This window comes from Paludibaculum fermentans, assembly GCF_015277775.1.
Lineage (GTDB): Bacteria > Acidobacteriota > Terriglobia > Bryobacterales > Bryobacteraceae > Paludibaculum > Paludibaculum fermentans.
In genome coordinates, this window is record NZ_CP063849.1 from 6923208 (window position 1) to 6943031 (window position 19824).

The following is a 19824-nucleotide window of genomic DNA, read 5'->3' on the forward strand; positions in this document are numbered from 1 at the left end:
GACTAGCGAAACTCCTCGATGATCTGTTCCAGCACTTGTCTCGTCGGCCGCACCCGTTCCATTGGCAATGTCGCCAGCGGTACATCCACCATGTCCAGCGTCTCGGTGAAGTTGGCGCGTTTGTTGTCCAGGTAGATGATGCCCGTCAGAACCTCCTGCCGCCGTGTGGCCTCATGCAGTACCTCCACGGCGTGGAAGCGGTTCGTCGGGTCGTAGTCGTGCTCCAGCTTGTGTAACAGCACCCGCGAGCCGTCGTGCAATACCACCACACGCGACTCGCCTTCCTCTAGCTCCACTTCGATCTCCGAGAAGCCCGGCACGAAATCCAACTCGTGCAGCGGCTCTTCGTGATCCTTCATCCACGCATACGACTTCGTCGACCCCACGTGATCGTTGAACGTCACGCAGGGCGAAATCACATCGATCACCGACAGCCCGTTGTGCGCGATCGCTGCTTTCAGAATTGCGCTCAACTGCCGTTTATCGCCCGAGAACGACCTCGCTACCAGCGTCGCCCCCAGCTCGATTCCCATCAGGCAACAGTCAATCGGATGCATCTCGTTCACGATGCCCGTCTTCAGCTTCGACCCCACGTCGGCCGTCGCCGAGAACTGCCCCTTCGTCAACCCGTATACGCCGTTGTTCTCGATGATGTACGTCAACGGAACATTGCGCCGCAGCATGTGCATGAACTGCCCGATGCCGATCGACGCCGTATCCCCGTCGCCGCTGATCACTACGCACTGCAGCGTGTGATTCCCCAGCAGCGCGCCGGTCGCCACCGCCGGAGCCCGCCCATGCACCGCATTGAACCCGTGCGACTGGCTCAGGAAATACGCCGGGGTCTTCGACGAACACCCGATCCCCGACATCTTCGCCACCCGCCAGGGCTCCACGCCCATCTCGTAATACGCTTCAATCAGCCGCTCTGTAATCGAGTTGTGCCCGCAGCCCGCGCATAGCGTCGTCCTGCCGCCGCGGTACGGCAATACGTCCAACCCGATCCGGTTCGTCTTTCGCGGTGGTGCCGGAGTTGTACTCATAACCCCTCCTGCCGGACGATCTCGTCTGTCACCGTGCGCGCATCCAGCGGCAGCCCGCCGTAATACCGCACGCTCCGCAGTTTCCCAATGCGCTCCGGAGTCATCTCCATGCGCATCAGCATCAGCAGTTGAGCGTCCCGGTTCTGGTCCACCACATAGACGCGCTCGTGCCGGTCGATGAACTCCTCCAGCTCTTTGCTGAACGGATACGCGCGCAGCCGCAGCCAGCTCGGATTCATCCCGCGCTCCCGCGACAGTTGGTCCCGGCTCTCGCGCACTGCATATCGCGACGTCCCGCAGCACACCAGGCCCACCCTCGCACCTTCCATGTAGTGCACGTCCGGGGCCGGCACCTGCGTCCGCATGTTCTCGAACTTACGGTTCAACCGGTCCATGTTGTGGATCCAGTCGTCCTCGCGCTCGCTATACCCGGCCTTCTCGTTGTGGCCCGTGCCGCGTGTGAAATACGCCGCCGCCGCGTGATTCGTACCCGGCAGCGTGCGGTACGGGATCCCGTCTCCATCCACGTCCTTGTACCGGGCGAAGCCGCCCAACTGCCGCAGCGCCTCCGCATCCAGCACCTTGCCGCGCACCAGCGGTTTCTCCGGGTAAGGGAACGCCTCCGACATCCAATTGTTCATGCCCAGGTCCAGGTCCATGTTCATGAACACCGGAGTCTGGAACTGCTCCGCCAGGTCGAACGCCTCCTGCGCCATCGTGAAGCACTCTTCCGGCGACGACGGGAACAGCACAGGATGATGCGTGTCCCCATGCGACAGCAGCGCATTGTTCAGGATGTCGCCCTGCATCGTGCGCGTCGGCAGCCCGGTCGACGGCCCCACCCGCTGCACATCCACCACCACCACCGGGATCTCCGCGAAGTACGCCAGCCCGATGAACTCCGACATCAGCGACACGCCCGGGCCCGACGTGCACGTCATCGACCGCGCACCCGCCCAGCCTGCGCCAATCGCCATGCCGATCGAGGCCAGCTCGTCCTCCGCCTGCACCACCGCATAGGTGGCCTTCTTCGTCTCTTCGTCGTGCCGGAACCGGCCCAGGTAGCTGATCAGGGCTTCCGCCAGCGAGGACGACGGAGTAATTGGATACCACGTCAGCACCGTGACACCGGCGAACAGGCAGCCCAGCGCCGCGGCGGTATTGCCGTCGAGGATCAGCTTGCCCGCCGTCTTGTCCATCGGCTCCACCCAGTAGGGATCGGTCTTGACCAGGTTCTTTTCCGCGTAGTCGCGCCCGGCTAGCACCGCGCCCCAGTTGAGCTCCGCCGCCTTCTTCTTCTTTTCTCCAAACTGCTTGTAGAGCGCCTTGCGCATCTCTTCCAGATCGATGCCCAGCAGGTGCGCCACCACGCCGTCATAGATCATGTTCCGCACCAGCTTGCGCAGCTTGGCTTCGGGACACACCGGAGCCACCAGCTTGTCGAAGGGCACCGGATAGAAGTGGATGTCATCGCGCAGCTCGTTCAGGTTCAGCGGAGCGTCATAGACCGCCGCCGTCCCCGGAGCCAGGCTCATGACATCCTCGCGAGCCGTCTCCGGATTCATCGCGACCAGGAAGTCGATCTCCTTCTTTCGCCCAATGTACCCCTGCTTGCTGGCGCGGATCGTAAACCACGTGGGCAACCCGGCGATGTTGGAAGGGAAGAGGTTTTTGCCCGAAACGGGCACGCCCATCTGGAAGATGGAACGCATCAACACATTGTTGGCGGTTTGGCTGCCCGAGCCGTTCACGGTGCCGACCTGAATACTGAAGTCGTTCACCACGCGCTGCTCACTGGGCAACGGACCGGACTGCTCCGCCGACATGGACGGGGCAACAGGGCTGGCATGCATCCTTCGCCTGCCTCCTTACCTTAGGTGGGTTGATTATAGGCGACGAATGTCTCAAGATCCAGGGGCAGGATCCGCCAATGCGGAATAAGGTGGAGGGCGACTGCCGGGGCCTAACTCCGCAGTACGGAGACCAGGCGGCTCATCGCTTCTTCCAGAATCGGCCGGTCCACCGCGTAGCAGATGCGGATCGAACCCTCGCCGCCTTCGCCAAACGCTACGCCCGGTGCCAGCCCGACGTTCATGTCCAGCAGCAGCCGCTTGCAGAACTCGAATGAGTCCTTCATGCCGTCGATGCGAGGGAAAAGATAGAACGCGCCCTCCGCCTCGGGCACCGTCACGCCCTTCACTTTGCGCAACGCCTGCAGGCAGAAATCGCGGTTCGACTTGTACAGCGCCAGCATCTTGCGGACTGTATCGTCGCCCCACTCCAGCGCCGTCTCCGACGCTCGCTGCGCAAACGCCGGCGCGCACGACACCATGAACTCGTTCAGCTTCGTCGCCCGGCCGGCCAGATCCTTGCGAGCCACAAGCCAACCCACGCGCCAGCCCGTCATGCAGTAGCTCTTCGAGAACGACTGCACCACCAGCACCGCATCCTCTCGTGTGCACAACCGCAGAATCGACGGCACCGGCTTGCCCAGCGTCCCGTCAGCGGGATACCACAGCCGCTCATACACTTCGTCCGCCAGCAGCCACAGGTTGTGACGCCGCGCGAAATCGAGCAGCTTCTGCTGCTCCTCGACACTGGCCACCCAACCCAGCGGATTCGACGGGGACGTATACACCAGCAGCCGCGTCCGCGGGCTCACCGCGGCTTCCAGCGCGTCGAAGTCCACCCGATACCGGCCGCTCTCGCAGCGCAGCGCCACCATCTTCGCCGTCGCGTTGCACATCTCCGCGATCGACATCTGGTTCTGCCAGGCGGGCGTCAGGACGATGGCTTCATCGCCCGGATTCAGCACGCAGCGGATGCCCAGGTGCAGAGCCTGGACGCCGGAGGCCGTCACCACAATCTCAGACGTCGGGTCGATTGCGACCTTGTGCTTGTCCTCGTAGTAGCGCGCCAGCATGCGGCGCGTCGAAGGCAGCCCGGCGTTCTCGGTGTAGTAGGTGAACCCGTCGGCCATCGCCTTCTGTGCGGCGCGCTTTAGGAAATCGGGCGTCGGCAGGTTGGATTCGCCGAAGTAGAGCCGCAGTACCCCATCGCCCATACCCATGGCGATATCGGCGATTTCACGAATCCGCGAGTGCGGAACAGCGAGCGCGGACGAGGCGACTTCCGGCATGGGCTCTTAGTGATTCGGGCGGGCGACCATCAGCTCTTCAATATTCACCAGGTCGGTGGGGTAGTTGCCGGTGTAGCACGCGTAGCAGAAACGCTGATCGTCATCCACCACGGCCTTGCCCAGGTTCTCCAGCGACAGGTAATCCAGCGTGTCCGAACCAATGAACTCGCGGATCTCGTCCACCGTCTGGTTGGCGGCGATCAGCTCCCGCTTCGTCGGCGTATCCACTCCGTAGAAGCAGGGCGACAGCGTCGGCGGGCACGAGATGCGCACGTGCACTTCCCGTGCGCCCGCGTTCCGCACCATGCGGACAATCTTTTGCGAAGTGGTGCCGCGGACCAGCGAATCGTCCACCAGGACGACGCTCTTGCCCTTCAGCAGTTCCCGCACCGGATTCAGCTTCAGGCGCACGCCGAAGTCACGGATCGCCTGCGACGGCTCAATGAACGTGCGGCCCACATAGTGGTTGCGGATCAGGCCGTGGCGGAACGGAATGCCGGACGCGTGCGAATAGCCCAGCGCGGCGGCTACGCCGGAGTCCGGGATCGGCACCACGATATCGGCATCCACCGGCATCTGCTGGGCCAGCAGCCGACCCATCATCTCGCGCGAATGCTGCACGCTGCGGCCGAAGACCAGCGAATCGGGCCTGGAGAAGTAGACATGCTCGAATACGCACTGCGCCCGCCGCTGCGGCACGGTGTAGAACTCGCGCTGCATGCCGTTGGGCCCGATGATCACCATCTCGCCCGGCTCGACGTCGCCGATGTAGTGCGCATCGATCAGGTCGAACGCGCAGGTCTCCGAAGCGAAGACGTACACCGGGCCGGAGCTCAGGTTCATGCGGCCGATGGCCAGCGGGCGGAAACCGTAGGGGTCCCGCGCGACAATCACACAATCCTTGGCCAGAAACACCAGCGAGAAGGCGCCTTCGATCATCAGCAGCGCTTCCCGCAGCGCGGCCGGCAGCGTCTTCTGGCCGCTGCGCGCCACCAGGTGCAGAATTACCTCAGTGTCGCTGGTGGCCTGGAAAATCGACCCGTGGTCTTCCAATTCCTTGCGCAGCTCGGCGGCGTTCGTCAGGTTGCCGTTGTGCGCCACCGCGATGCTGCCTTTGTTGCAGGTCACCGAGAAGGGCTGTGCGTTCAGGATCGCCGTGTCGCCGGCGGTGGAGTAGCGCGTGTGACCAATGGCGGAGTGGCCCGGCAGCCCGTTCAGGATGCCGGCCGTGAAGATTTCAGCCACATGCCCCATGGACTTGTGGCAGAAGATCTCCTTGCCGTCGCTGGTGGCGATGCCGGCGCTCTCCTGGCCGCGATGCTGCAACGCATGCAGGCCCAGGTGCGCGAGATTCCCGGCCTCCGGATGGCCGTAGACGGCGAAGATGCCGCACTCTTCGTGAAGTTTATCGAAGGGTTCGTCAAACTCGAACGTCGTCATGCAGCAGGGCCTCCAGAGCGGTCGCCCAACGTTCGCGCAGTGCGCGAACGGGGGTTTCAATCAGTACTGCTCCACGGTTGCGGATGACCAGCTTGTTCTCCGCGGTACTACCAATCTTCAGAACTGGAACGCCGTGCTCCGCGGCAATGCGCTCCAAGGCGGCTCCGTCGGCGGTGGAAATCAAAACCCGCGACGGTCCTTCGTGGAACAGCAGCAGCTCCGGCCGCAGCTCGCTGTCGAGCTCGATCTCTGCGCCGATGCCATTCCCAAATGTCGATTCCGCCAAACCCCAGGCCAGCCCGCCGTCACTCAGATCGTGAGCCGACTCGGCCAGCCCACCCGCGACAACGGTCCTCACCACGGTGTGGACGCGCTTCTCAAACTCCATGTCGAGGGCCGGCGGCAGCCCCCACAGTTCTTTGACGATCTGTTTCGCGTATTGGGTTCCACCCATACGCACTTCGTCGGCCGCCCCGATGCCGCCAACCAGGTAGATAGCGCGATCAGCGTTCAGGAACGAGATCCGCGTCGGCATCTCGGTCTTCATCAGGCCGACAATGCCCAGCACCGGCGACGGGAAGATGGGATCGCCCAGCGTCTCGTTGTACAGGCTGACGTTGCCGCCCGTGATGGGCGTCTCGAAGAACGTACAGGCATCGGCCATGCCCTCAATGGCTTCAACGAGTTGAGCCATGATCTCGGGCCGTTCCGGATTGCCGAAGTTCAGGTTGTTGGTCGCGCCGATCGGTTGCGCGCCCACGCAGGCCAGGTTGCGGCAGCACTCGGCCACCATCAGCTTGGCGCCTTCCCTCGGATCCAGGAACGTATACCGCCCGTTGCCGTCCAGCGACATCGCAATCGACGTTCCGTTTTCCTTCACCCGGACAATCGCCGCGTCGCCGCCCGGACCCTGGACCGTATTCGTCCGGACCGTGTAGTCGTACTGCTCCCAGATCCAGCGTTTGTCGCACAGATCCATCGAGCCGGCCAGCCCCAGCAGATCCGCATTCAAATCAGCGGAAGCAAACGCGGGCGCCTCCATCGGCACATTCCGCAGCGGCTTCGTAAACGGACGGTTATACAGGGGAGCCTCGTCGGCCAGCGGGCGCGACGGAATCTCCGCCACCACTTCGCCGTGATTCTTCACCCGCATCATGCCGTCGTCTTTGACTTCGCCGACGATGCGCGCGTCCAGGCCCCACTTCTTGAAGACGTCCAGGACTTCGTTCTCGCGGCCCTTATAGGCCACCAGCAGCATGCGCTCCTGCGACTCCGACAGCATGATCTCGTACGGAGTCATGCCCGTCTCGCGCTGCGGCACGCAGGCCAGGTCGATCTCGATGCCCGTACCGGCGCGGCTGCCCATTTCGCAGGTGGAGCAGGTGAGGCCGGCGGCGCCCATGTCCTGGATGCCCGCGATGGCGCCCGTCTGCATCGCTTCCAGGCACGCTTCCAGCAGCAGCTTCTCCATGAACGGATCGCCCACCTGAACGTTGGGCCGCTTCTGCATGCTGTCTTCCGTGAATTCGCCAGACGCCATGGTGGCGCCGTGGATGCCGTCCCGCCCGGTCTTCGCCCCGACGTAGATCACCGGATTCCCGATGCCCGCCGCCTTGCCGTAGAAGATCTGGTCTTCGCGGAACACGCCCAGCGCGAACACGTTCACCAGGGGATTGCCCGCATAGCTCGGTTCAAACACCGTCTCGCCGCCCACCGTCGGCACGCCGAAGCAGTTGCCGTAGTGCGCGATGCCCGAAACCACGCCTTCCAGGATGTGCCGGTTGCGGACGCCGTTTTCGACATCGTCCAGCGATCCGAAGCGCAGCGCGTCCATCACGGCGATGGGCCTTGCGCCCATGGTGAAGATATCGCGAAGAATGCCGCCCACGCCGGTCGCCGCGCCCTGGAAGGGCTCGATGAAGCTGGGGTGGTTGTGCGACTCGATCTTATAGGCGATGCACCAGTTGTGCCCTTCCGCGTCCGGCCCGATGTTGAGGATGCCGGCGTTTTCGCCCGGCCCGCACACCACCAGCTTCGACCGCGTCGGCAGCTTCTTCAGGTGCACTCGCGAACTCTTATAGGAGCAGTGCTCGCTCCACATCACGCTGAATATGCCGAGTTCGGTGAGATTGGGCTCGCGTCCGAGAATGGCAATGATCCGCTGGTATTCGTCGGGGGTGATGGAATGCGCCGCGACGACTTCCGGGGTGATCTGGCTCATTGGAGTAGTTATTTGTGAGTGGCGAAGGCGTTGACTAACGAGTGGAATACGCCGAGTCCGTCCGTCGAACCCATCAGCGTTTCCGTAGCCCGTTCCGGGTGAGGCATGAGGCCTAGAACATTGCGTTGTGCATTGAGGATGCCGGCGATGTCGCGTTGAGATCCGTTGGGATTCTCCACGTAACGGAAGGCGATGCGATCTTCGGCTTCCAACTCGTCCAGCGTATGCGCGTCAGCGGTGAAGCAGCCTTCGCCATGCGCGATGGGGAAGGTGACTTCTTTGTTCAGTTCCAGGCTGTTGGTGAAGGGGGAATTGAGGGTGCCGGGTACCAGGCGCACCGGCTTGCAGATGAACTTCAGCCCGCGGTTGCGGACCAGGGCGCCGGGCAGCAAACCCGACTCAGTGAGGATCTGGAATCCGTTGCAGATACCCATCACCAGGCCGCCGTCGGCCGCAAACCGCTTGACAGCGGCCATGATGGGCGAAAACTTCGCGATAGCGCCGCAACGTAGATAGTCCCCGTAGGAAAACCCACCAGGGAGGATGATGCAATCGGAACCCTTAAGCTCTGTGTCGCTATGCCACAGATACTCTGCCTGGTGGCCGAGATTATGGCTCGCGGCGTACCAGGCGTCGTGATCACAATTGCTGCCGGGGAAGACGACGACGCCGAATTTCATCGAAGGGAAAACTCAGTTTAACAGAGCCTCGGACTTCATAACAGAGCCGTCGCTCGCAAGGAGCGCAAATTTAATGCGGCTGGTTAGTTCGCGGCGGCCGCGGGTGCTGCGGCGGCGGCCTTTTTCTTGCTCGCACGCTTCTTGTCGGCGGGCGGCTGGCGGTCGATCTTCTTGATGGAGGGTAGAGCGATTTCGAGCACGAACTTGCGTTCGCCCGACTCGTCGAACTTGATCACGATATGCTGGTCAGTGCAAGTCATGACGCTGCCGGGACCGAACTTGGGGTGCTCCACCTGAGCTCCAGTCGCGAAGGCGGGTTTAGCTGCCATAGTTTGTTGGGGGAACCTCGACATTAGTAGCATAGCAAACCGGACCCTTTTGTGTCGAGTAACCCCCTTTCCCAGCCATGTTAACAGCCAGTATTCCTCAAGCTCTGCGTGAAGCCATTCAGCTAGAAGCCTCTGATTTCAAAGGATCGGATCTGGCCTCGGCCGCCCAGGCGCTCTCCATCGCCTACCGCGCCGGCCTGCCCGCCCGGCTCGACTCCGCCGTAGCCCGCGCGGCCTATATCGTCACCCGCCTGCCCGCTACTTCCGGCGCCCTTTCCGCCTCTCTTCGGGAACTCCCGTTCCAGCCGGAATCGTGGCTCGACCTCGGCGCCGGGCCCGGCACCGCCGCCTGGCTGGCCGAGTGTCCCATCACCCTGGTCGAGCAGAACCCCGGCTGGCAGAACTTCGTCGAAGCCCGCTGGATCGAAGCCGACCTGCGGCGCCTGCCCGCCTCCCTCGAACCCCACGACCTCGTCACCATCTGCTACGCCCTGAATGAGTTGAGTGAACGCGACCGCCAACGACTCATCGCCGAGGCCTGGACCCTCGCCAAACGCGCGCTGCTCATCCTGGAGCCCGGCACCAAACCCGGCTTCGAAATCGTCAAAGCCGCGCGTACCCAGCTCCTCGCCGCCGGAGCCCATATCCAGGGACCCTGCCCCCATCCCGAAGCCTGCCCGGTGCCGGCCGGCGACTGGTGTCACTTCGCCGTCCGCGTCGAACGCACCCGCGAACACCGCATCGCCAAGGGCGGCTCCCTCAACTACGAGGACGAGAAATTCTCATACATTCTCGTATTGAAAGATCCGGTGAAGCCGGCCGAAGCCCGGGTCGTCCGCCATCCCGACACCCATCCGCACCTCATTGAGCTTTCGCTCTGCACTCAATCCACCGGACTCCAGCAGGCGCGCATCAAAAAGCGGGACAAGCTCAACTGGAAACAGGCCCGCAAGGCGGACTGGGGCGATCCCTGGGAGACTTTAAGCAATGCCTGACTTGAGTGCGGAACTCGCCCGGCTGCGCGTCGACTACGCCGGCCAGGATCTCGACGAGCGCACCGTCCATCCCGATCCGTTCCAGCAGTTCCGCACCTGGCTGGACCAGGCGCTGGCCAGCAACCTCAAGGAACCCAACGCCATGGCCCTGGCTACCGCCACCCGCGAAGGCGTGCCCAGTTGCCGCATGGTGCTGCTGAAGGGCTTCGACCCGCGCGGCTTCGTCTTCTTTACCAACTACAGCAGTAGCAAAGGGCTCGAGTTGGAGCAGAATCCCCGCGCCGCCCTGACGTTCTACTGGGCCGAACTCGAGCGCCAGGTCAGAGTCACGGGCCCGGTCGAGCGCGTCAGCGCCCGGGAGTCCGACGACTACTTCGCCGTGCGCCCTCCGCTGGCCCGCCTCGGGGCCGCAGCCTCGCCGCAAAGCCAGGTCATCCCTGGCCGAGCCTGGCTGAAGCAGCGCGTCGAGTCCCTACAAGCGCTTCATTCGGATGGAGATATCCCCAGGCCGGACGACTGGGGCGGATACCGCGTCTGCCCCGCCTCCTTCGAGTTTTGGCAGGGCCGGCGCAACCGGCTTCACGACCGCATCCTGTACACCGGCGAAGCCACCGCCTGGAGCATCGTCCGGCTTTCGCCATAGCTTCATGCGCCCCTCGCTGTAACCGGAAAATTATAATTTCTTCATTGACGATCCGGTCTAACAAACGGTACTCTGTAAGTCCTACGTTCCAACACTGTTGGGACGCTTCGGCCTTTGGCCACGTACGGAGGAAAATGCCCAAATTCCATTTCAAGCACTGGTTGCCCGCTATTTGCGTGGCCGTGTGCGTCCTGGCGCCGCCGGGTGCGTCGCTGCAGGCCGCGGTCCTTGCCGAACCCCCTGCGCCCAAGGCATTGAAAAACCTGTTGGTTGAGTCCATGTTGTCCAAGCCCGAGTTTGAGCCGGTGATGGTCCTGATGGCGGACGAGTTCTCCCTGGAATCGGCCGCTCCCCTGCCCATCTGCGGGCGTTGCGACCTCAATGCCCCCGCCCAGCCGGCCGAGTTGGGGATCTTTCCCCTCGTGACCGACGTGCCGGAGCCGGCCTCGCTCGCCTTGGTGGGACTGAGCCTGACCATCGTTTTCGGGCTGCGGCGCAGGAAATAACGATCTCTCGGCGCTGCCGCCCGGCGCGGCCGAGCCACGAGAGGGCCTCCCGATAGTCGAAGGGAGGCTCTGCCAACACCTCCGTCCATCTCTTCCAAATACAATCAGATACGGACATGAGCCAGGCTAGCCCCGCGCGCCGGCCAGCGCCTTGCGTTGGACAGGCTCGATTTCCCTGCACACCTGTGGCGGCTTTGGCGTCTATCCCTTGTGTGAGGGTGTTCTCCCTATTGATGTTGTCGTGCGTCCTGGCTTCGGGACGCGACCTGCAGGAAGTGCTGAAGTCCGTCGAGCAGCGCTACAACCGCGCCGCCACGCTCGAAGTCCGCTTCGAACAGCGCTACCTGACCCAGGGCCGCGCCACGCGTGTCGAGACCGGCGACCTCTCGCTGCGCAAACCCGGCCGCATGAGGTGGCAGTACGCCAACCCCGCCGGGAAGCTCTTCATCAGCGACGGCAAGTGGCTGTGGTTTTACTCCCCTGTCGAGAACCGCGCCGAGCGCAGCCAACTCAAGAACGCAGACGACTTCCGCGCCCCGCTCGCTTTCCTGCTGGGCAAACTCGACTTCCGCCGCGACTTCGGCCAGTTCGAGTTCAAGGAAGCCGCCGGAGACACCAACATCGTCGCCCACGCGAAGACAGACCGGCTGCCCTACACCCAGGTGGAATTCACCGTTACGCCCCAGAATGTCATCCGCCGCCTGGTCGTCACCGGAGTCGACTCCAGCGTCATGGAGTTCCAGTTCACAGCTGAGCGCCTGAACCCCGCCCTCAGCGATACCCTGTTCCGCTATACCCCGCCCAAGGGCGTGGAGATTGTCGAGGCGAACCAGTAACCATGCCCGAGTTTGCCCTCAAATACGCCGACGCGCGCGGCGAGATCAAGCAGCAGGTGATGGAAGCCGGCAGCGAGCAGGAGATCCGCGACAAACTGGCGCAGCAGGGCTACCTCGTCTACTCCGTCAAGCCGCGCTCCGCCCTGGGTGGCCTCTCGGCCGGACTGAGGGGCCGCTCCAAGAAACTCGACGTCGAGAAGTTCCTCATCTTCAACCAGCAGTTCGTCACGCTGTTCCGCGCCGGCCTGCCCATCCTCAAGTGCCTGGATCTGCTGGGCGACCGCCTGACCGACCCCAAGCTGAGCCCCATCGTGCGCGACATCCGCGACGACGTGAAAAAGGGCTCCATGCTCTCCGACGCCTTCAAGCGCCAGGAGGTCTTTCCCGCCATCTACACCACGTCCATCATGGCGGGCGAGAAATCCGGCGCGCTGGGCGAAGTCCTCGAGCGCTATGTGAACTACCAGCGGCTGGCGCTGGCCGTGCGCAAGAAGATCATCCTTTCGCTGCTCTACCCCTCCATCCTGATCACGCTGGTCATCCTGCTGGTGATCTTCCTCATCACCTTCGTCGTGCCGCGCTTCGCTTCGCTCTACGCCACGACGAATGCCCAACTGCCGGGCCCCACCCGCTTCCTGATGGCCGTGGGTTCGGCCGCCGAAAACTATATCGTGGTGGCCGCCATTGGCGTGGTCGGGGCGATCGTCGGCCTGCGCTTCTACTTGCGCACGGAACAGGGCAAGGCTGCGTCCGACAAGGTCAAGATGCGAACGCCCATCCTGGGTGAAATCTGGAGCAAATACCAGGTAGCGCAGCTCGCCCGGCTGCTTTCCACCCTGCTCACCGGCGGCATCCCGCTCGTCCAGGGCATGGAAACCGCGGCCCAGTCCGTCGGCAGCCCGCTGCTCAGGCGTGCCCTCGCCAAAGCGCAGAAAATGGTCAAGGAAGGCCAGCCGCTCTCGGGCGCCCTGGCGTCCACCGGCATCGTGCCCCCGCTGGCCATCGACATGATCGAGGTGGGCGAATCCACCGGCGCCCTGCCCGCCATGCTCAACAGCGTGGCCGAGTTCTACGAGGATGACGTCAACACCCGTATGCAGGCGTCGTTGTCCCTGATCGAGCCGGCCATCATGATCTTCATGGGCTGCTTTGTGGCCTTCGTACTGGTCTCTCTCTACCTGCCCATCTTCTCTCTGGCAGACTCCTTCGGCTGAGGCAAAACCCATGGCGACAGACGTTCTCAGAAGTATCGATCCCGAACGCGAAGCCGAGCAGGCGCGTCAGCTCGCGCTACGCTACCGCTGCGAATTCGTCGACCTCAAGGCCGCCAAGATCGACAATGATCTCTTCAAGTCGATTCCCGTCGACCTGATGTTCCGCTACAACTTCGTGCCGCTGGAAGCTTCCGACGGCAACCTCGCCATCGCCCTGGCCGACCCGCGCCACCTGAACCTGATCGACGAGCTCTCGATCCTGCTGAAGAAGAAGCTGCGCGTCAAGGTAGCCACCCTTTCCCAAATCGCTGACCTGCTCAAGAAGACGGAACAATCCCAGCGCGTCCTCGAAGAGATCACGGAAGGCTTCGCCCTCGACGTCGTGGGCGACGACGAGAACGCCGACGAGACGCTCTCCATCGAGAAGCTCACGGCCCAGGACAGCGAGATCGCCCCGGTCATCAAGCTGGTGGACACCACCATCTTCAACGCCCTGGAGCGCCGCGCGTCGGACATCCACATCGAGACCCGCGACCAGGAAGTGGCCATCAAATACCGCATTGACGGCGTGCTGCACTACGCCATGCCGCCCATTGCGAAGGACTGGCACAGCACCATCATCAGCCGCATCAAGGTCATGTCTGAGCTCGACATCGCCGAACGCCGCATCCCCCAGGACGGCCGCTTCCGCGTGCGCTACAAGGGCCGCCTGATTGACTTCCGCGTCTCCATCATGCCGACGATCCACGGCGAAGACGCGGTGCTCCGCGTCCTCGACAAGGAGTCGATGAGCGAGAAGTTCGCCAAGCTCAGCCTCGATGTCGTGGGCTTCTCCGAGGCCGACATCAACCGCTTCCGGCGCTTCATCAAGGAGCCTTACGGCATGGTGCTCGTCACCGGCCCTACCGGTTCCGGCAAGACGACCACGCTTTACGCCGCGCTCAGCGAGATCAAGAACGACGAAGACAAGATCATCACCATTGAGGACCCGGTCGAATACCAGCTCAAGGGCATCACGCAGATCCCGGTCAATGACAAGAAGGGCCTCACGTTCGCCCGCGGCCTGCGCAGCATCCTGCGCCACGATCCCGACAAGGTGATGGTGGGCGAAATCCGCGACCAGGAGACCGCCCAGATCGCCATCAACGCCGCCCTCACCGGCCACCTCGTCTTCACCACCGTCCACGCCAACAACGTGCTCGACGTGCTGGGCCGCTTCCTCAACATGGGCGTCGAGGCCTACAACTTCGTCTCCGCCCTGAACTGCATCCTGGCCCAGCGCCTGGTGCGCGTCATTTGCGAGCACTGCAAGAAACGGGTGCAATACGACGACGCCTTCCTGGTGGAGAGCGGCCTGGATCCGAACGAATGGCGCGACGTCCCCATGTATGAGGGCAACGGCTGCTTCGAATGCGGCGGCACCGGCTTCCGCGGCCGCAGCGCCATTCATGAACTGCTGGACCTCAGCGAGAAGATCCGTGAGCTGATCCTGGAGAAGCGTCCCGCCACCGAGATCAAACGCCAGGCCAAGGAGGAAGGCATGATGTTCCTCCGCGAGTCCGCCATCCAGAAGGTGAAATTCGGCGTCACCACCCTGCGCGAGATCAACAAGGTGACCTTCATTGAGGGATAGATGAGTATTTTGTCCAAAGTCCGAGCCTTCGTCTCCGATTCGCCGGCTGACTTCGTGTTTGAAGTTTCCGGCGCCGGCATCGCCTGGACGCGGCCCGCGCACCACGCCAGCATCGAGTGGGCGCCCCTGATGCCGGGCGCCATCGTCGTCTCGCCCCTCGAGAACAACGTGCGGGAGCCGGGCGTCTACGAAGCCGCGGTCCGCAACCTCGTGGCCGATCCCTCCGGCAAGGCGAAACAACGCCGCGCCGCGCTGATCCTGCCCGACTACTGTGCCCGCGTCGCCGTCGTCGACTTCGACACCTTTCCCAGCGATCCCCAGGAACAGCTCCAGCTCGCCCGCTTCCGCGTCAAACGTGTGGTGCCCTTCGATATCGAAAGCGCCATCGTCGTCTGCTACCCCCAACAGCGCACTGGCACCGTCAAGAAAGTCGACGTCGTCGTGGCCGTCATCAACATGGAGGTGGCTTCCCACCTCGAGGCGCCCTTCCGAGCCGCCGGCTTCCAGTGCGGTTTTGTCACCCTGTCGGCGCTCTCCGCGCTGGCCCTGCCTGGCGAAGACGGGGATGAGCACGCCTCGCCGGTCGTGGTTGCGAAACTGTGCGGCGACGTCCTGGCCCTGAGCCTGCTGGAAGGCCGTGTCCTGCGGATGTTCCGTTGCGTCCAACTCCACGGCGGCAGCGAGCAGGAGGCCACCGATGTGCTGGCCACCACTTTCGCTTATTCCGAGGACGAGCTCGGCGCCCGCCCCAAGGTCCTGCGGCAGTGCGGCGTGGCGCGCGAGAATGGAGACCTGCTCCAGCACTGGAGCGATGAGTTCGGATTGCCGGTCAGCTCGCTGCGCTCCCGCTTTGGCACCCCCGGCGCCAACAACGCGGGCCTGCATGGCTACCTCGAAACGATGGAGGCCCTTTAAGCCATGAGCGGCGTGAGAATTCCCATCAATCTGTCCCAGGAGCCCTTCCGCAAGGACCGGCCCATTCTCGTGGCCTCGGCCGTCACCGGCATCCTGCTCATGGGCGTGCTGCTGATGCTCGTTTCCATCATCCTGCGCGAGCGCGAAGCAGCCCGCGAAAGCCGCGAAATGATGGCCCGCATCGACCAGCAGCTCTCGGTCGTCAACCAGCAGTATGCCAAGATCGAGGCCCAGCTCCGGCAGCCCGTGAACTCGGCCGTTCTCGACCGCAGCCTCCTGCTCAACGCCCTGCTCATCCGCAAGGGCATTAGCTGGACCCGCCTGTTTGAGGATCTCGAAAAAGTCTTCCCCGGCAATGTGCGCCTGGTGGCCGTCCGACCCTACGTCACCGGAGACAATCTCGTCCAGCTCGACATGGTCGTCGGCGCGCAGTCGCCCGAACCCGTCATCCAACTGCTGCGCCGGCTGGAGGGCTCGAACCTGTTCGGAGCCACCGCCCTGCTCAGCTCCCAGCCGCCCTCCCAGAATGAACCGCTGTACCGCTACCGCGTGAGTGTGAACTATGCCCAGAAGCTTTAACTTCGACATCAAGTCACACACACGCGACCCTCGCCACGTGGTGCGCATCCTGCTGGGTGTCCTGCTGGTGGCAAATCTGGTCGCCGCCTGGTTTGTCTTCCAGACGCCGGGTGGAACCCTGGAACAGCTCGATGCGGACCTCGTCGCCAAACGCAAGCAGCTCATCGGCCGCCAGCAGTCGCTGGAGCGTATGAAGAAGCTGCTCGCCAAAGCCACGCAGGCGCGCGATGCCGGCGATAGTTTCCTGGGCGCGTACTTCCTGCCGCGCCGCAACGCTTACTCCATGCTGGAGGTGGACCTCGCCCTGGCCGCCCACTCCGCCGGCATCCGCGCCAAGGAGCGGTCGTACAACTACGAACCCATTGAAGGCTCCGACACGCTCGGCATGCTCAACATCAACGCCAGCTTCGAGGGCACTTACGCCGACCTGATTGAGCTCGTCAACGCCATCGACCGCAGCAAACGGCTGCTCATCATTGAGCAACTGCAGGCCCAGCCGCAGCAGGGCACCAACGTCCTGGGCATCGTTGTGAAGCTGAACGCGTTCTTCCGCATGGACGGCCCCGAGGCCACCAAGGAAGACCTCTCCACCGTGGTCGAGACCACCCCTGTGTCCGATCCCATGATCCAGCCCAAGCCGCTCACGCCGGTCCGGCAGACCATGGCGCCGCCTCCGCCGCCGCAACCCACTCAGCAAACTGTGAAGCCCATGCAGCAGCCCCCGGTCTCCGAACCGCGATCCGGCCCCCTGCCTACCGGCCCCCGCCAGCGTCCCATTCGCCGCCCACCCTCGCGCGGTGGCCTCCCGGAGCAGGATCAATGAAACCGCGTCTCGAAATGAAGCTCGGCGCCGACCCCAAGAAGACCCTCGTCCTGGGCGCGCTGCTGTTGCTGATCTCGTATCTCATCTACTCGAATATCTACTCGGAACCCGACCTGCCGCCTGGCGCCCGCGACGCCCGGCCCGCCGCCAAGGGTCCGTCCATCCTTAAGAAAGCACTGCCCGCCGTCGATGACGAGGCGCTCAGCACGCCGAAGCAGCCGGGCCTCAACCCCAAAGCGACGCCCAAGGAGTTCCGGCCCTCCCTGAAGCCCAAAAAGGGCGAAGAACGCGCCGCCGCCGATATCGACCCGACGCTCCGCCTCGACCTGCTGGCCAAACTGGCCGCGGTCAAGATCGAACGCGTCGACCGCAGCCTCTTCGACTTCGGTTCGGTGGAGGCCGTCAGGCCGAAACAGCCTGAGCCCACGATTGCCGTCAAGAAGACGGTGGCCAAACGCAGGATCGGACCGGAGCCCCCTCCGCCCCCCGCACCCCCGCCGCCGCCAATTGTGAAACCACCGCCGCCCCCCATCCCTCTAAAGTTCTATGGGAGTGCTGTCCCGGTGAAGGGCGGCACGAAGCGGGTGTTCTGCATGCAGGGGGACGACATCCTGGTGCCCTCCGAGGGCGAGGTCGTCCAGCGGCGCTACAAGATTATCCGCATCAACCCCACCAGCGTGGTGGTCGAAGATCTGGATTACAAGCATCAGCAGACCATACCGATTGAGGAAGCGGCCCAAAACGGATGAGACTGAAACGGCATCGACGGCAGAACCAGCGCGGTTACGCGCTGCTGCTGGTATTCGCCATGGCCGCCGCGGCTGTGGTGATGCTGTATCTCGAGATGCCGCGCGTCGCCTTTGAGCACGAGCGTAACAAGGAAGCCCTGCTTGTCGAGCGCGGCGACCAGTATGTGCGCGCCATCCAGCTCTACTACAAGAAGTATTCGAAGTATCCCCAGACCATCGAGGATCTGGAGACGACCAACAACATCCGGTTCCTGCGCCGCCGCTACAAGGATCCGATGACGAACAGCGATGAGTGGCGCCTCATCCACGTCGACGGCACGGGCCAGTACACCGATTCGCTCATCCACAAGAAAAAAAACGACCAGGAGAAGAGCGGGCCCAGCGTCCTGTCCTCCAACATCGTCGGTGTCGGCGCCTCCGCCGAATATGTCGATCAGGCGAACCAGGGCCAAAGCGCCGCGGCCCTGACCCGCCGCGCCAGCGACCGCATTATTCCCGGCGCGCCCGGTGCCGCTGCCTCCAATGCTCCAGCGGAGCAGCCGGCCGACCCATCCCAGGGCGACCCCAGCACCTCCCGTTCCGGTCCCGCTACGCCGCCGCAGCCCCCTGGAATGCAGGGCGGCAATCCGTTCGCCGTACCCGGTTCCCAGGCCGGCCGCAACACCCTGCCGGGCACGAATCTCCCGCCCGGGGCCAACGGCCAGAACCAGACCGGACAGGGCCAGCAGAGCGGTAACAGCGGTGGTGGTTTCGGCTTCGGCGGAGGGTTCGGCAGCGGCAGCCAGTCGTCCAATTCCTCCAGCAGCAACTCGAACAACAGCAACAGCCAGAACACCAACAACCAGGGCGGCTTCGGAGGTTCCGGCTTCGGTGGTTCCGGCTCCAACAATTCCAGCGGCTCGGGCTTCGGCAACTCCGGCTTCGGCCGCTCGGGCTCTGGCAACGCCGCCCCCAACCAGGCCATCAGCGCGATCCAGAACATGCTCACCAACCCGAATCAGGGCAATAACAACAACTCCGGATTCGGGAGTAGCAACGGCACCGGCAACGGCAATGCCCTGGCAGCCGGAGCCGGCGGCCTGGTGGGCGTGGCCAGCAAGCGCGACATGGAAGGCATCCTGGTCTATAACGAGCGCACCAACGTGAAGGAGTGGGAGTTCGTCTTCGACCAGAAGAAGGCGGCCAACGGCCAGGGCCAGATCAACCCGCAGCAGCAGGGCCAGAACGGGAATCAGCAGAACCAGCAGAACGGCAGCGGCTCCGGGTTCAGCTTCGGCGGCTCCGGCAGCAGTTCCGGTTCCTCCGGCGGCTTCGGCTCCAGCCGTGGTTCCGGCTCCTCCAGCGGCTTCGGATCGAGCGGTTTCGGGTCCGGCGGCTCCTTTGGCAGCTCAGGCAGTTCCGGCTCCTCCGGGTCCTCCTCCGGCGGCTTCGGGTTTGGCGGCAGCGGCACCAGCACCCCGGCCCCTGGCAAGCCTGGCGGACAGTAGCTGTCGCCTTTCGCTGACACTTGAGCGTCAGCCGCCTCCTGTTTTCAACACTTAGCTTGTGGCGGGCAGCGTGCCTTTGTAGGTCCGAAAGGACAATCTCAAATGTACTCCGCCCTTCGAACTTTCCTCCTTCTGGCCATCGCCATCCTGCCGGCCGCCGCCCAGCGCTACAACGGCCACGGCTACTTTTATTACGGAGTCGACGCCCCCAGCAACGGCAACCTCGCCCAGATGATGAGCACCGGCATCGGCGGGGAAGCCTTCGTCTGGAAAGGCCTCGCCGCTGGAGCCGAACTCGGCTACCTGTTCCCGCGTACTGAACCTGGCACCGGCGTTGGACTCTTCGGAGTCAGCGGAGCCTGGCACTTCGTCAACCGCGACAAGCCGCGCAAGTTCGTCCCCTTCGTGACAGCCGGCTACACCTTGGGCTTCCGCGAAGGCACGGCCAACCTGCTCCACTGGGGCGGCGGCGCTTCCTACTGGTTCACACGCCACGTCGGCCTGCGCACCGAATTGCGCCTGTACGAATACGCGGGCACCTACCAGCAGCACTTCGACACCTCGGTCCGCTTCGGCATCCAGTTCCGTTAAG

19 protein-coding genes are annotated in these 19824 nt (G+C 63.7%); 12 read left to right on the forward strand and 7 right to left on the reverse strand.

Annotated elements, in window-relative coordinates; translation table 11 throughout:
- Window positions 1-2: 2 nt before the first annotated feature.
- The 7 genes from IRI77_RS27295 to IRI77_RS27325 form a co-directional block, all read right to left on the reverse strand.
- Window positions 3-1043: a 2-oxoacid:ferredoxin oxidoreductase subunit beta gene (locus IRI77_RS27295; protein ID WP_194448148.1), complete on the reverse strand. Its 1041-nt coding sequence runs from the start codon at window positions 1041-1043 to the stop codon at window positions 3-5.
- Entirely contained in the window at window positions 1040-2896 is a 1857-nt protein-coding gene (locus tag IRI77_RS27300; protein ID WP_194448149.1) for a 2-oxoacid:acceptor oxidoreductase subunit alpha, read from the reverse strand. Before IRI77_RS27300 ends, IRI77_RS27295 begins: the two co-directional genes overlap by 4 nt.
- A gap of 110 nt (window positions 2897-3006) precedes the next feature.
- A complete protein-coding gene (locus tag IRI77_RS27305; RefSeq protein ID WP_194448150.1) occupies window positions 3007-4182 on the reverse strand; it encodes a pyridoxal phosphate-dependent aminotransferase in 1176 nt (391 codons plus the stop codon).
- A gap of 6 nt (window positions 4183-4188) precedes the next feature.
- On the reverse strand, window positions 4189-5622 hold the full coding sequence (purF, locus tag IRI77_RS27310) for an amidophosphoribosyltransferase (RefSeq protein ID WP_194448151.1): 1434 nt from the start codon (window positions 5620-5622) through the stop codon (window positions 4189-4191).
- Entirely contained in the window at window positions 5603-7843 is a 2241-nt protein-coding gene (purL, locus tag IRI77_RS27315; protein ID WP_194448152.1) for a phosphoribosylformylglycinamidine synthase subunit PurL, read from the reverse strand. Before purL ends, purF begins: the two co-directional genes overlap by 20 nt.
- Window positions 7844-7851: 8 nt before the next feature.
- The gene (purQ, locus tag IRI77_RS27320) at window positions 7852-8523 is read right to left on the reverse strand and encodes a phosphoribosylformylglycinamidine synthase subunit PurQ (protein WP_194448153.1); all 672 of its coding nucleotides are present in this window, start codon (window positions 8521-8523) and stop codon (window positions 7852-7854) included.
- 83 nt (window positions 8524-8606) lie between these two features.
- The gene (locus IRI77_RS27325; RefSeq protein WP_194448154.1) at window positions 8607-8852 is read right to left on the reverse strand and encodes a hypothetical protein; all 246 of its coding nucleotides are present in this window, start codon (window positions 8850-8852) and stop codon (window positions 8607-8609) included.
- 77 nt (window positions 8853-8929) lie between these two features.
- Here IRI77_RS27325 and IRI77_RS27330 point away from each other — a divergent pair, with 77 nt between their 5' ends.
- The 12 genes from IRI77_RS27330 (at window position 8930) to IRI77_RS27385 (ending at window position 19823) form a co-directional block, all read left to right on the forward strand.
- Entirely contained in the window at window positions 8930-9847 is a 918-nt protein-coding gene (locus tag IRI77_RS27330) for a small ribosomal subunit Rsm22 family protein (protein WP_194448155.1), read from the forward strand.
- A complete protein-coding gene (gene pdxH / locus IRI77_RS27335) occupies window positions 9840-10490 on the forward strand; it encodes a pyridoxamine 5'-phosphate oxidase (protein ID WP_228486342.1) in 651 nt (216 codons plus the stop codon). The genes IRI77_RS27330 and pdxH overlap by 8 nt, the downstream gene beginning before the upstream one ends.
- Window positions 10491-10624: 134 nt before the next feature.
- Entirely contained in the window at window positions 10625-10996 is a 372-nt protein-coding gene (locus IRI77_RS27340; RefSeq protein ID WP_194448156.1) for a PEP-CTERM sorting domain-containing protein, read from the forward strand.
- A gap of 233 nt (window positions 10997-11229) precedes the next feature.
- Window positions 11230-11832 (forward strand): outer membrane lipoprotein chaperone LolA, encoded by a 603-nt coding sequence (gene lolA, locus IRI77_RS27345; RefSeq protein ID WP_194448157.1) that lies wholly within the window; start codon window positions 11230-11232, stop codon window positions 11830-11832.
- 2 nt (window positions 11833-11834) lie between these two features.
- Entirely contained in the window at window positions 11835-13046 is a 1212-nt protein-coding gene (locus IRI77_RS27350) for a type II secretion system F family protein (protein WP_194448158.1), read from the forward strand.
- Between the two features lie 10 nt (window positions 13047-13056).
- Window positions 13057-14679: a GspE/PulE family protein gene (locus tag IRI77_RS27355; protein WP_194448159.1), complete on the forward strand. Its 1623-nt coding sequence runs from the start codon at window positions 13057-13059 to the stop codon at window positions 14677-14679.
- Complete coding sequence (locus tag IRI77_RS27360) at window positions 14680-15594, forward strand: type IV pilus biogenesis protein PilM (protein WP_194448160.1); 915 nt, start codon at window positions 14680-14682, stop codon at window positions 15592-15594.
- A gap of 3 nt (window positions 15595-15597) precedes the next feature.
- Complete coding sequence (locus IRI77_RS27365; RefSeq protein ID WP_194448161.1) at window positions 15598-16173, forward strand: PilN domain-containing protein; 576 nt, start codon at window positions 15598-15600, stop codon at window positions 16171-16173.
- Window positions 16157-16996, forward strand: coding sequence for a hypothetical protein (locus IRI77_RS27370; RefSeq protein ID WP_194448162.1), 840 nt, complete (start codon window positions 16157-16159; stop codon window positions 16994-16996). Before IRI77_RS27365 ends, IRI77_RS27370 begins: the two co-directional genes overlap by 17 nt.
- Window positions 16993-17745: a hypothetical protein gene (locus IRI77_RS27375; protein ID WP_194448163.1), complete on the forward strand. Its 753-nt coding sequence runs from the start codon at window positions 16993-16995 to the stop codon at window positions 17743-17745. Before IRI77_RS27370 ends, IRI77_RS27375 begins: the two co-directional genes overlap by 4 nt.
- On the forward strand, window positions 17742-19232 hold the full coding sequence (locus tag IRI77_RS27380) for a hypothetical protein (RefSeq protein WP_194448164.1): 1491 nt from the start codon (window positions 17742-17744) through the stop codon (window positions 19230-19232). Before IRI77_RS27375 ends, IRI77_RS27380 begins: the two co-directional genes overlap by 4 nt.
- A gap of 102 nt (window positions 19233-19334) precedes the next feature.
- A complete protein-coding gene (locus tag IRI77_RS27385) occupies window positions 19335-19823 on the forward strand; it encodes a hypothetical protein (RefSeq protein WP_194448165.1) in 489 nt (162 codons plus the stop codon).
- Window position 19824: the final 1 nt, after the last annotated feature.